10 protein-coding genes are annotated in these 13,145 nt (G+C 52.4%); 5 read left to right on the top strand and 5 right to left on the bottom strand.

The features are described 5' to 3' along the window. From MK110_19240 to MK110_19230, 3 genes are all read left to right on the top strand, one after another. Window positions 1-213 (top strand): pyridoxal-phosphate dependent enzyme (locus tag MK110_19240; GenBank protein ID MCH2213442.1); only part of this gene is annotated, 213 nt, incomplete at its 5' end. A gap of 173 nt (window positions 214-386) precedes the next feature. Beyond that, window positions 387-1,892: a hypothetical protein gene (locus MK110_19235; GenBank protein MCH2213441.1), complete on the top strand. Its 1,506-nt coding sequence runs from the start codon at window positions 387-389 to the stop codon at window positions 1,890-1,892. Between the two features lie 204 nt (window positions 1,893-2,096). Continuing rightward, window positions 2,097-2,918, top strand: coding sequence for a ThuA domain-containing protein (locus tag MK110_19230; protein MCH2213440.1), 822 nt, complete (start codon window positions 2,097-2,099; stop codon window positions 2,916-2,918). Between the two features lie 157 nt (window positions 2,919-3,075). On the opposite strand, the gene MK110_19225 is transcribed toward MK110_19230, so the two are convergent. The 4 genes from MK110_19225 to MK110_19210 all read right to left on the bottom strand — a co-directional run bounded on the left by MK110_19225 (window position 3,076) and on the right by MK110_19210 (window position 8,034). Beyond that, a complete protein-coding gene (locus tag MK110_19225; GenBank protein MCH2213439.1) occupies window positions 3,076-4,134 on the bottom strand; it encodes an SMP-30/gluconolactonase/LRE family protein in 1,059 nt (352 codons plus the stop codon). 203 nt (window positions 4,135-4,337) lie between these two features. Further along, a complete protein-coding gene (locus MK110_19220; GenBank protein MCH2213438.1) occupies window positions 4,338-6,008 on the bottom strand; it encodes an SUMF1/EgtB/PvdO family nonheme iron enzyme in 1,671 nt (556 codons plus the stop codon). A gap of 103 nt (window positions 6,009-6,111) precedes the next feature. Next, window positions 6,112-7,038, bottom strand: coding sequence for a dihydrodipicolinate synthase family protein (locus tag MK110_19215; GenBank protein ID MCH2213437.1), 927 nt, complete (start codon window positions 7,036-7,038; stop codon window positions 6,112-6,114). Between the two features lie 63 nt (window positions 7,039-7,101). Beyond that, the gene (locus MK110_19210; GenBank protein ID MCH2213436.1) at window positions 7,102-8,034 is read right to left on the bottom strand and encodes an amidohydrolase; all 933 of its coding nucleotides are present in this window, start codon (window positions 8,032-8,034) and stop codon (window positions 7,102-7,104) included. 1,128 nt (window positions 8,035-9,162) lie between these two features. Between MK110_19210 and MK110_19205 the strand changes: the two genes are divergently transcribed. Then, on the top strand, window positions 9,163-10,956 hold the full coding sequence (locus MK110_19205) for a redoxin family protein (GenBank protein ID MCH2213435.1): 1,794 nt from the start codon (window positions 9,163-9,165) through the stop codon (window positions 10,954-10,956). A gap of 203 nt (window positions 10,957-11,159) precedes the next feature. Here MK110_19205 and MK110_19200 read toward each other — a convergent pair whose 3' ends face one another. Beyond that, window positions 11,160-11,525 carry a cupin domain-containing protein gene (locus tag MK110_19200; protein ID MCH2213434.1) on the bottom strand — a complete coding sequence of 122 codons (366 nt, stop codon included), beginning with the start codon at window positions 11,523-11,525 and terminating at the stop codon, window positions 11,160-11,162. Between the two features lie 605 nt (window positions 11,526-12,130). Between MK110_19200 and MK110_19195 the strand changes: the two genes are divergently transcribed. Next, window positions 12,131-13,129, top strand: a complete 999-nt coding sequence (locus tag MK110_19195) for a peptidyl-alpha-hydroxyglycine alpha-amidating lyase family protein (GenBank protein MCH2213433.1) — start codon at window positions 12,131-12,133, stop codon at window positions 13,127-13,129. Window positions 13,130-13,145: the final 16 nt, after the last annotated feature.

The following is a 13,145-nucleotide window of genomic DNA, read 5'->3' as shown; positions in this document are numbered from 1 at the left end:
ACAAATGCAGTTACGGTCACTGATCAGGAGATTCAGGGGGCAATGAAGTGGCTGTACGAAAATCACGGCCTGCGAACCGAACCATCGGGAGTCACCACCGTTGCTGCGTTGTTACAGGGGCGTGTGAAACTGACAGGCAGCGGCGATGTGGTGGCTGTCATCAGCGGTCGTAATGTGGACGAACCCCGATTCCGCGAGTGGACCTCCCTGTAGATGCGTCCGGTCCGATTACACCTTAAAATTCAGGTGATGGCAGCTGAATTGACTACGGATAAACGGCAGCAGCCGGGCGGATAGTGAGACCTTACCCAACATGCCGTTCTGAACACGGTTATGATAAATTGAGTGATATGAGTATGCGATCAAATCAGAGCAGGAATACTCTCGTGAGAGTTTCGTCTTTTGTTGGCCTTATCCTGTTACCCGCTTTGACGTGTGCAGGGGACTCGATCGATATCGGGAGTCGTCGCGAATTATTCATTGACCAATACATGATCCAGTCGCTCAGAGGCGTCACACGAAAGTTACATCATCCGGTCCCTCACGACATTGCGATCGTTAATGATGCGCCCTGGGAAGGCTGTGTCAGTGGTTACCACAGTATCGTAAGAGATCGCGATTTGTATCGGATGTATTATCGTGGTGCCGCAATCAGTGTGGCCGGCGGCATTTTAAAGAAGGGGACGCAGGTCTCCTGCTTTGCGCAAAGCCAGGACGGCATCCACTGGGAAAAACCAATACTCGGACTCCGTGAATACGATGGTTCGAAGCAGAATAACATCATCTGGACCGGAGTCGGGACGCATAATTTTTCACCGTTTCTCGACTCACATCCGAATTGTCCGTCTGAGTCACGATTTAAGGCGATGGCCGGAATATTACCGCGCGGCTTGTTTGTATTTCACTCGCCTGACGGAATCCGCTGGTCATTCATGAACAATGCTCCCGTGATTACTGACGGAGCCTTTGATTCGCAAAACGTAGCTTTTTGGGATTCGAACGCAGGAAAGTACCGAGTCTACTACCGAATATTAACTGAAGATACTGCCACCGAAACTGACGGCAAGCCGCTTCGCATTCGTGCGATTCGCACGGCGTCTTCATCCGATCTTCTCACCTGGAGTGATGAAGCGGATTTGACATATGAAGATTCACCGGTTGAACAACTCTATACGAATCAGATTGCGCCCTACCCCCGGGCACCACATGTTCTGATTGGGTTTCCGATGCGCTATGTGGAACGCAGCTGGTCGCCATCGCTGCGGGATCTCCCGGACACGAAACATAGAGAACAGCGATCTGCCGTACACATGCGACTTGGTACGGCAATTACGGAAACACTGTTGATGGCAAGTCGTGACGGAGTTCACTTTGATCGCTGGAATGAAGCGTTTCTGCCACCGGGGCCCGAGCGAACCGGTACGTGGAACTACGGAAACAATTCTGTTGCCTGGCAGGTCGTGGAAACGAAATCTGCACTACCCGACGCCCCGAATGAGCTTGCTTTTTACGCTGCTGAAGGAGGATGGATGGGTGACAGTAATGCCGTGCGACGATATACCATGCGATTAGATGGTTTCGTATCCATCCATGCGGGATGGAAAGGTGGCGAAATGATGACTCGACCGCTGCAGTTTAGCGGCAATCAACTGAGCATCAATTTTGCCACGTCGGCGGCCGGAAGTATCCGTGTTGAAATTCAGAATGCTGATGGCGGGGCAATCGATGGCTTCGGTCTGAACGACTGTTCAGATATCTTCGGTGATACGGTTGACCGAACGGTTTACTGGAGCGACAGCTCTGATGTCAGCGAGCTGGCTGGTCGGAGTGTGGTTCTGCGATTTGTAATGAAAGACGCTGATCTTTACTCCTTCAGGTTTGGCTCTGAGTGATTGCATCGAAGCGTCTGATCGAACGGTCAGGATGAGTTGCCGGATCCACGAATTCGTTTGAGTCCACGAAGCCATCTGTCCCGGACCGGGCATCTGCGTTACCGCGGACGCATGTTTTTACAGATGGCGGGGGGTCGGCAGTTTTCGATTCCTGAGATGAAGATTACAGCATTAGCATTTCGAACACTTCGGAGGAAACTTGAAATGAAAAACACATTCGTCGGTATTTTCTTTTCGGTCATTTCCTGCCTGCTGATATTGATGGTTAACGATGTTTGCGCGGCCGGTGATTCGTCCGTGAAGATCCTGTTGATCGGGAAAGAGCCGGACCATCGATTCGGCACTCATATGTACATGCACACTCAGAAGATGCTGGCCAGGTGTCTGCGGAAAACGGACGGGATCACAACGGTCGTCTCAGAAGGCTGGCCCCAGGATCCTGAGGTTCTGAAAGATGTCAAAACGATTGTGTTGTATTCAAGTCCCGGAGCAGAATTCCTGCTGGACGGCCCAGGCAGTGGGGCTCTGCATCAAATGATGACCAACGGTGTGGGTCTGGTAACAATTCACTGGGCGTCAACGGTGTATGAAAAAAATCTTGACCGACTCGGTGACCGATGGATGGATTATCTCGGTGCCAGCTGGGTCTCGAATTACGGACTCAGCACCGATACATCGATTCTGACGCAGCTTGTGCCGGAGCATCCCGTCTGCCGCGGATGGAAAGAGTACGAACTCAACGATGAATTTTATCTTAAGCCGGTCATCAGAGCAGCAACGCCCCTGTTAAGAGTTACCACGAAGGAAGAGGACGTGGTTGTCGGCTGGGTCTGTGAACGTCCCGGCAGCGGTCGATCCTATGGAACAACCCTGGGACATTTCTACCGCAATTTTCAGATCGAAGCGTTCCGTCGTACAATTGTGAATGCCATTCTTTGGACAGCTCACGTTGAAGTTCCCGCGGGCGGTGCTCCCGTGGATCTCAGTGAAGCGGAACTGCAACTGCCTCCCGAGCCACAGAAATGATCCGTACAGACCTGCGATCAAGTGACCGCCTGTCTGTCAGACCGCCGCCGGAACCGGAAGCAGTGACTCGAGTGCACTACTGCGTTGACCTTCTTCAATTCCTGACATCAACAGGCCGGATACGGTGATTAAATATCCATCCTGTCTCTGTTTGTAATCAGCGTGCGTTTCCTGGCAACTGATACCCTGCAACGGCCAGCCGAATTCGATAGAGGCTTCTGCCGGCCGTGATGTACAGCAGATTCGCATCGTTACCGCGGCCAAAGCCGACGTTGGTTGGAACTTCGGTTTTGATGTATGCCAGCTCTTTTCCGTCCGGTGAGTACACCGTAATTCCGGGGCGGTTCGACGCTCGGACTGCCACATAAAGATTTCCGTGTTCGTCGCAAACCAATCCGTCAGGTCCGTCTTCCGGGTAATAGTCCACCAGAGTTTTGCGGAATGTTGCGGTTCCATCTTTGTGAAGATCATAGGCCATTAGAGCCATATTGCCTTTTCGAAGTGGTGTGGCAACAGCGACCGGTCCTTCCTCTTCACTGGCCTTGCCGAGTCGTTCAAAACCAGTTGCACCGTTGGCGTTGCTGACCACGTACAGACTTTTTTGATCAGGTGACACGCAGACGCCGTTGGGTTTGCCGGCATCCGTGATAATGCGGTGAATCGAGCCATCGGTATCAATGCGATAAACTCCCATCACGGGCTGGTCGATTGTCTCGTGTCCGAGGTACCTCGGATCACTAAAGTACATTCGTCCTTTCTCATCGACCGTGACGTCGTTGGGTGAGTTCAGTTTTCTTCCTTCGTACATGGCTGCGATGATGTAACTCATGCCCGTTTTCATATCTGTGCGAATCACACGTCGCCCGCCGTAGTCGGCCCCTTCGCAGACAAGCATGTCACCGTTGGCGTTAAATTTGATTCCGTTGGACATCCCGCTCGGTGAACGAAAGATGGATGTCTTCCCTGTTTTTGGATTGAATTTCCAGATGTGTCCGGCATGGATTTCTCCGATTTCGGTCACAGCCTGATGTGAAAACGTGATGTCACTGAAGTACACCATCCCGTCCGGAGCCACGCAGACTCCTTCGGTCAGCATGATACCTTCGAACAGTTTTTCCAGTTTGGCATTCGAGGGTACGATCTGATCCTGAGCCCTGCTGATGGACGGGCATATGATCAAAACGGACAACAATATGGAGAATCGAAAGGATGGCATGAGTAATTCCCTGAGCGTTACGGGAGGATTCGAAACTATCTGATACTTGAGTATAGGGATGGTGTCGGTCAATCACCAACAATTGCCGGGTTGGATGTTGCGACCCAGCCGGCTAAACACAATTTCGACAACTTCAGATCTGGCGAAACCGGTGTCCCCGCGTTGGAATGAACAGGAACTCGGTCCGAGTTCCTGTGGCCGAACTATGGTTCCCGAACCACGCGGAAGCCAATCATACGGAAGGCCTGAACCGACGGCCAGGCTCCGGACCGACCATAGCTTCGCGCATCCTGACCTTCGAAAAAGAAACACCCTCCTCGTAGCACGCGGAAGCCGCCGGTAGCCGGTCCCTGCGGATTGTGGACAGGGGAAGTCTGGTAGTAGTCGCGACTGTACCAGTCTGAACACCATTCCATCAGATTACCCGCCATGTCCATGGCGCCGTAGACCGAACTACCGTTGTTCGTTTGGAGGTTGCCTCGCAAACTGCCGTCGTAATAACCGACCTGCTGTCCGGTATCATAGATCTGAGAATCATCAATATTTGCATAGGAATGATCGATGGCATTGCCCCAGGGAAATCGTCGTTGATCTGTTCCCCGCGCCGCCTTTTCCCATTCTGCCTCGGTCGGCAGACGATATCTCTTTCCGGTTTGGGCACTCAGCCAGCTGCAGTAAGCGGTGGATGCGTCCCAGTTCATTCCCTGCACCGGATAGTTGTCAGAATTCGAGGTGCCCCCCCCATGATTTCGTTCCTGGCTCCAGTACGGATTCTGATCCTTTGGAACCACCCGGTGGCCAGGCCAGTAGGCCGGGTTGTCATATCCTGGATCGTTGCGGAACTGTCGCCACCGGGCATTAGTGACTTCATGTTTTCCGATGTAGTACGCATCGAGGGAAACGGTATGGACCGGCCGTTCCCGTGACTCACCGTCGCCAAAATTATCACCCATCTCAAACGATCCTTCAGGGACGTAGACGAGTTCCCCGTACCCATCATCGATTACCCGGGGACTGATATCCTGTGGCGACTGGTTTGGGGATCCCTTTTGTCCGGGCAGCGGCCCAAAGAATTCACCCATGGTGAGAAAATGTTTGAGTGAATCCATCCAGGGACGGAACTCAGGGCTGGAAAATGCCGCACCGAATCCGTGCCGACCTTTTTGCAGTACGTGCAGTTCCGCTACGCCGCCCGCATGATTGATATCGATAAACAACTCAGCGGATTTATTAGCCGCGCCATCTGCGGCAGCAGATAACAGGTATGTCGCTGGAAATTCAGCGAGATTTTCCTGAGGAGTCGTGCTGCCGGTTCCGTAGATCATTCCCAGTGAATGAGGCCTGGAACTCAAACGATCGACCGGGTCGGGGGCATTCGGATTTCCTGCATCAGATGCAGCCGCGACATAACGGGCCATCGAGGAACCCGCAGAAAACCCAATAAACATTAATCGTTTCGGATCAAGGTCCCATTCGGCGGCTCGCGAACGCACAACACGGATCGCTCGAGTTCCGTCGAGCGTTCTTGCCTCATGGTCGTATGTCGGAGACATTCGGTACGTCAGTACAAATGCCGTCGTGCCCCATTCATTGAAACGTTCGGCAATCTCGATTCCTTCCGAGCCGTACATCAGCATGATGTTCGAACCGCCGGGCGCGATGATGACCGATGAGCCGTTCCTGTGCCCCTCCGGCGCCGGGAATACTGTGAGCAGCGGGTTGTCCAGCGGGCCATTACCCTGCCCCAGTGGCACCTTCCCTGGTTCCCACAGCGGGATGTTGAAATTTTCACTGGCGGACGCATACGTCGCAGTGAAAACAGTAATGAATGTAAGGATCGAGGTTCGGATTGTGGAGAAACATAAACGAGTCATAAGGGGACCGACCTGAAGTATTTAACGCCGAGTGATTCCTTCGCAGCAGCGCCGGGGACTATCGAGCAATTTGATGATTCTGCACTGTTTTCAGGAGCCTGCATTACGCGTCGCTGCTGTTTGGGGACGGAACCCAGTCCGGCAGTCTTTCCTGCAGCAAGTCGACAAATGTTTGAAACTCCTTGTCGCTTGATCCTGTGTACGGTGGAAGCATTCGAAGTGGAAATTCATTGTCATACATTTTTGCAAACAGTTTGTCATAGGCTCCGTCGATGCGGCCGTCGGGAATGGTTTCGAACAGAGTCCGGGTGACGATATTCAATTCCCGCTGGATCGATGTCAGTGTTACGACATCCGATTGCCGGCCGGCTTCCAGCAACGCATGGAGCCTGGGAAAGTTCATAACGAATGATGCCAGTATACTGCACTCGCCAAACAGAGAGCCGTAAACGTAACCGGCTTCGGAGAGAAAGTGCTGCAGTTCCGGTGCGTCACTCATCAGACTGCGAATGTGTGACAGAGAGTCACCGGTGTTCTTTGTTGCGACAAGATTGGAATGACTTTCCGAAATCCGTCCGTATTCCTGGCCGGAAACGATCCTTTTGGCACGTGGGAGGTTGTAATGCATGAAATCACAATCGGGAAAACGTCCGCAGGTCTGGTCAAAGAATTCGAATACCTCCGTCTCGTTCAGTGCTCCCCAGCTGGGAAGTGAAATCTGAAACTGTCGTACGCCTGCACCGCGACAACGTTCGATACGTTCCACAATCGTTCCCAGTGACAGGTGAATCACCCCCACCATTGGTTCCGCTTGCGCCTTTTGCATTTCGTCGACAAAGGCAGCCACAATCCTGTCGAACTGCTGATCCGTCACCGCGTATCCTTCACCAGCTGTGCCAAACAGATACAAGTGAGGAGTACTCTGCAATGCGGTACGGACGCCACGTCGAAAAATCGATTCCAGAAATCCTCCCTGCTCATCCCAGGGAATTTCACAGGTACCCATGATGCAACTGGGGTATCGCTTCATTTCTTTCTTCATTCTGTTTGTGATCCTGACGCTGGAAATCTGTGTTGCTGTTGTCAGGACATGCTATCCGGAAGTAAATCCGAACACTTTGGCAGCAGTGCCACCGAAGATCTTTGAGCGGTCATCCGCCGAGAGATGTGCCAGCAGTTCGCCGGCCCGTTGGCGGTACTCCCGATAAGTTTCCCCTGTTGCCTCGGCATTGAAGCCTCCGCCATACATCATTCGATCGGCACCGTATGCATCGGTGAGTCTGCGAATAATCGGCTTCACATCACGATGAGGATATTGAGTCTGGTCAGGCAGTGAGGACACTTTCATCACCGTATTGTCGAACCGCGACCAGCCGACGATGACGTCGTGTTCTTTGATCGTACCCTGCATGGGGCGTCCCAAATGGTCGAGGATCACAGTGACTTTTGAAAACTCTTTGATCAGTGGTTCAAATCCCGGAGCGTAGCGTGGTTCAAAGTGAAGCTGAATCGCCAGTCCCAGATCAGCGGCGGCTTTCCACAGGTTGCGGAGTTCCTGTGTTCCAAACGGGGGCAGTCGCTTAGGTGCGTAGGCGTGAATTCGTGCGGCCACAATCTGATCAGGATTTCGCTGCACCAGTGGCCCCATGCCATCAACGGAGCCGGGACGATCGGCGAAAAACAGACACGTTCCTTTCAGTTGACTGCCGCCGACTTTCAAACAGTGTTCCAGATACCGATGATCATCCTGATACGGTTCCGGATGCACAACGACAGCAAAGTCGACACCGGCCCCGCTCATGCAGTTCAACAAATGTTCCGGAGTCGCCGCTGATTCAGGCTGATACGGTGCACGGCTGTGATAGGGGAATTCGGAATCGTTCCCGGCGAAACAATGCAGATGAGTGTCTGCAACAACGGAATTTTTTTTTCCGGGCACTGCAGATTTACCATCCGGAATCGCAGACAGCAGCGGGATCGTACCAGCCACAGTGCGCAGAAGTTGCCGGCGGTGTACTTTCAGCATAGAAACATCCTTATGACAGCGTGTCCTAAAGGAAGGGATGGGAAACATCGAACTGACGGTCCGGACGCCGGTCGTTTAACCGGCGTTACAGCATCCAGCGTCGGATCGGTGACGACTCGACGGGCCGGGCAGCTGAGAACCTTGTCACGGTAGCGTCTGACACCTGCCGACGGCAATCGATTCATCGAAAGATCATTCTTTTGGAAGTCAGCAGTCCGTGGAATTTCGGATTTCATTCGAGGTCCACATCAGAATCAACAGATCAAATCTTCAGCGACCGTTCTACTCGACGGAACGGTGGTCGGTTACCCGGACGGATTGGCAGTCACCAAAAGCCTGTCATGACATATTGAAGGACAAAAACTCATCGAAACTGCAGGATTATGACCGATCTGCGGGACGTTGACATGATTCGCTTTCCTTACGGACTCGAATTAGTTCCCCTGAATTCGCGTATTTCAGCAATCATCCGCTTTGAATTGGCGCAGTGCGTATCGTTTGTTGTGTGTGTCATGTGTGAAAACTGCGACCGTCCAAAATACCGATTCTTTCGCCCATCCAAAGGCTCGAGTCAATATCGCTGACCGATCGGCGACAGACAGTACTTTCATCCGTGTTCAGGGCAGGAGACGCAAAGCAGAATGGTCAACAGAAAATAACCCTGGGAGCAGGTCGGTCTGCAGTATGCTCTGTTTTCAGCGCCTATTCTACGTTGCTCCGTGACACCGACGATCATAGTGAGTGTTTATTCATTCGAACCAGCGCAGCAAATGATTGGGTTAGGCGACAAAAGGCATCTGTTTGACGAGCTGCAGAGAGTCTGTCAAAGTTTACCTGGATGTAGAGCAGTTCCGTTTGAGCCTGCCGTTAATATGTGCCGTCGGATATTGTCATCCTGCCATGGTCCTTCTTTTTCCCGTACGCATAACGCTGTGTGGATCAGAAAGGTCAGTTGTTGGGTGGTTTGAATACCATGGTCCGCAGACCCTGTGGATCTTATCGTTCCAGTGGCTGGATAACGGAATAATCAGTAAACGATTCATCCTCAGCAGGCGGTCAATCTTTTAATCCATTAGAAAACAGATGGATTGGATAAACAGAACAGTCCGTCAGTCAGGTCATTTGGTTGTGAGTGAATTCCATGCCCTTCCGGTTTTACAGTGGAGTCTGCCGATGAAAGCCCCGGCCGTACTGATGTTGATCGTACTTGTCCTGGCAGGATGTCAGGACTCTTCCAGTCCCTCTCAGAAAAATTCGTCTGTGGAATCGACAACTCAGACGGATTCAACGACCGGCGCTGACTCGTCCGCTGCAGAAACCGAAACAGATTCTGAAGTGACAGAACGAGTGTCTGTTACAGATCCCGGGATTCTGGCACCGGGCAGTCCGGCCGGAGATGTGGCAGTTAAAGTGGTTCATGGTGCGCCATTTGAGTCTATCCAGTCCGGAAGTGTTTATGTTGTGGAATTTTGGGCTACCTGGTGTGGTCCCTGTCTTGCCGGTATGCCGCATCTCAGCGAATTACAGAATCAATATCAGGGAAAAGTGCAGTTCATCGGAGTTACCGAGGAAGACGAAGGTCACGTCATGGAATTCCTCAAACAGGATGGCGGCAACGAAGCGATCTGGGCGGATGTTCTGACCTACACGATCGCTGTCGATCAGAATCAGACGACACATAAAGAATACTTTTTTGCAGCTCAGCAGCGTGGCATTCCCTGTGCCTTTATTGTCAATGCAGAGTCCAGTATTGCCTGGATTGGTCATCCTGCTCAGATCGACGGTCCTCTTGAGGCTGTTGTTAACGGTACCTGGGATCTGGATCGGGCCCGGGAAGAATTTTTGTCTTCCCGGACACCTTCTGAACCGCCGGCTCAACCTGTAGTGCAGGTTGAGCCTCTTGCACCAGGAATTGACGCACCTGCTGTTCAGACAGCGGCGGTTGTTCAGGGTGCCGGAGTCGATCCGTTCCAGGAAGGCAATGTTTACGTTGTGGAATTCTGGGCCACCTGGTGTGGACCGTGTCTGCAGAGTATGCCGCACATTAGTACTCTGCAGGAAGAATATGGCGACGCGGTGCAGTTCATCGGTGTGACCAGAGAAGACGCAGAGACGGTGACCGGATTTATGCAGCAGCAATCGCCGTCCGGACAGACGTGGGCTGATACTCTTGGTTATACGATAGCACTGGACGATGATTCATCCACCTGGGAGAACTATATGACGGCAGCCGATCAGGGAGGGATTCCCTGCGCTTTCATCGTGGAACAGACCGGTAAAGTTGCCTGGATCGGTCATCCCATGAACATTGATGAACCGCTGGCCAGCGTTGTAAACGGTGATTTCGATGTGGCAGCTGCCGCAAAAATTTTTGAGACGGAAAAACAGCTGCAGCCGGCGTTGCGCAGCAGAGATTTTGAGCGGAGCCTGGAAATACTCAATACCCTGCTGGAATCTGACCCTTCCAGTCTGCAGTACCGGATGATGAAAATGCAGGTCCTGAGTATGCTGAACCGTCCGACAGAAATGGTGACCTTGGCTGCCGGCCTGGTAAAGGAGCACGCTGAGAACGCGAGACTGCAGAATCACATTGCCTGGTTTCTTTGCAATCACGAGGGGCTGACACCCGAGGGTTTTGAACTGGCATTCCAGGCAGCGAACACGGCCAACCAGATCACAGACGGAAGTGATCCTTCCATTCTGGACACAATGGCTCGTGTGCACTATCGCAGGCGAGATTTAAAGGCAGCCGTTGAGTGGCAAAAGAAAGCCGTCGCGCTTGATACCGCCAATGAAGGCATACAGCAGACACTTCAGGAGTATGAAGCGGAGTTGGCAGAGCAGAGTTCGCAATCAGCAGCGGATTCGGAAACCGGTGAAAACAGCGACACTGACGCTCAGACTGCGGAAAGTGGAGCTTAAGCGGAGGGATTTTGTCCTGCCGAAGCCCTCCGGAATAAGAACCGGTCTTTTTGTCCATGCCAATTGACAATTGGTACTCGCTGTGCGTTTCAAGCTCCGTCCTGCCGAACCGGCCGGTGGAACATGCAGACGCTTCTGATGCTCCGATTCGGTTTGTTATGACACGACGACAGTGACGACTTGAGCATTCAAAGTGGAGTACATCACTCGTCTGCTGATTGTGGTTCTTCGTCGAAGAAATGATTTGTCTTCTGGAAAATACTGATTGCAAGGGAGCCTTCGGGTGTGTGGGCGGCATGCACCGACCCCACGTCGCGCCACACAAAGTTACCTGCCGTACAGACACCATCTTCGTCAACCAGACTTCCCTCAAGTATGAATGTCTGTTCAATACCACGATGCTGATGTTTGGGCAGGGTCGTACCCGGAGCTGTACGAAACAGGGCTGTGAATGCTTCCCCGTCCGGGTCACTCCAAAGGATCTTCATATCAACACCGGGAAATCGGGTGGATTGCCAATCCAGATTTTCAACGTCAATGTAGTGTGATCCGGGACTGGAATCGTTCATCGTTTTCCTCAGGGGCGGTCAGGATCGTCAGGCGACATGCCCAAACCCGTTCGACTCTATGCCACGACGATTGTGAATGAACACTGATCCGGCCGAATGTTATCTGTCTGCGGCGTGCAGGCGGTTGTACGTTCGTTCGGTCATCACTTCATTGGAATCACCCGGTCCAGTTGTCGGCAGACAGAATGCAGCAGGGTTCCTTCATCGAAATCGATTATCTGAACAGCAGACGTTCAGTAGTCGTTTGCTGACGGAAATCGACTGGAATGGATCAAACAACCGGCGGTTGATTGACGGCCGTTCCACCGAGTCACTAGTGTTGCCTTCCTGAGAACATTAAGCAAGCAGAGAGCAGCAGCGGATTTCGACACTGGTTTCACGCGAAGTACGTCACTGCTGGTGAAGCTGAGCGGCATGATGACAGGTTTGCGTCGCACGTGATTCCTGCAGGATATGCCTTTTCGGGCCCCCCCTGCGAAAGCACCGAGTGTTTTGCTCAGCATGATCACGTATCAGGTAAGATCGATCGGTTCTACCAGGGACACACAAAGACTTTTGGCGTTGAACCGAATCTCCTTTAACAAACGACGAAACAAAACATTCAAATGACCAGTGGAATTGATTCGAGCGAAGTGCTGGGTTACGGCAACTACAAATACAAACCTCAGCCTGCCTGGCCAATGATTCCGGATGACTCCGGATTCGTGGAAGCAATCGGGGTTGCCGCCGGCCCCGGTGATCGGGTGTATGTCTTCAACCGCGGAAATCCTGCCGTGTTTGTTTTTGAATCCGACGGGCAGTTTGTCGAGACCTGGGGGGATGATTGTTTCGTGCGGCCTCATGGAATCATGGTGGCGTCTGATCAGACCCTGTATCTGACAGATGATATGGGACATCGAGTCGCACAGTTCACCACAGACGGAAAACTGATTCGGGATCTTGGGCCCGCAGGCATTCCGTCAAACACCGGAGTGGTCGGGTTCGATTATCGTACCATTACCGCCGACGGTCCGTACAACCTGCCGACGAATGTAGCCGTGACAGATGACGGGCATGTGTTCGTTTCCGATGGTTACGGTAACGCCTGCATACACCATTTCGACACAGACGGGACGTTCATCGGTTCGTGGGGGACCCTGGGTGATGCCGAAGGGCAGTTCAAAGTACCGCACGGAATTTGTGTGGACTCTGTTGGACGAATTCTGGTGGCGGATCGTGAAAACAGCCGCATTCAGATTTTTGAACGTGATGGAACGATACAGGAACAGTGGACAGACGTTGTTCGACCGTGTCAGGTCTTTGCACACGATGACGTCATCTATGTGGCAGAACTTGGTAATCAAAACGGACGATTTCCGTTCCATGCACAGCCGGAACAAATCACCGGAGGTCGTATCAGTATTTTTGATGGGGACGGAACGCTTCTGAGTCGATGGGGCGGAGGTCTCGACCCGCATCAACCGGACAGCTTCTATGCCTGCCATGATATCTCTGTTGATTCACAGGGCAGCATTTATGTTGGTGAGGTTGCTGCAACGGTTGCAGCTGTCTCGAACCAGGATGCAACCGGGTTGCGATCACTCAAGAAATTTATCCGCGTATAACATTGATTGTGTCCCG

Origin of the sequence: Fuerstiella sp., assembly GCA_022447225.1 — a bacterium.
Taxonomy (GTDB): domain Bacteria; phylum Planctomycetota; class Planctomycetia; order Planctomycetales; family Planctomycetaceae; genus S139-18.
This window is presented reverse-complemented; position numbering and strand designations above follow the sequence as displayed.

What these genes read in the sequence shown, in the direction of transcription:
- MK110_19230 (MCH2213440.1), top strand. Translation starts at nt 2,097, where the DNA reads ATGAAAAACACATTCGTCGGTATTTTCTTTTCGGTCATTTCCTGCCTG.
- MK110_19195 (MCH2213433.1), top strand. Translation starts at nt 12,131, where the DNA reads ATGACCAGTGGAATTGATTCGAGCGAAGTGCTGGGTTACGGCAACTAC.
- MK110_19225 (MCH2213439.1), bottom strand. Translation starts at nt 4,134, where the DNA reads ATGCCATCCTTTCGATTCTCCATATTGTTGTCCGTTTTGATCATATGC.
- MK110_19200 (MCH2213434.1), bottom strand. Translation starts at nt 11,525, where the DNA reads ATGAACGATTCCAGTCCCGGATCACACTACATTGACGTTGAAAATCTG.
- MK110_19215 (MCH2213437.1), bottom strand. Translation starts at nt 7,038, where the DNA reads ATGAAGCGATACCCCAGTTGCATCATGGGTACCTGTGAAATTCCCTGG.
- MK110_19210 (MCH2213436.1), bottom strand. Translation starts at nt 8,034, where the DNA reads ATGCTGAAAGTACACCGCCGGCAACTTCTGCGCACTGTGGCTGGTACG.
- MK110_19220 (MCH2213438.1), bottom strand. Translation starts at nt 6,008, where the DNA reads ATGACTCGTTTATGTTTCTCCACAATCCGAACCTCGATCCTTACATTC.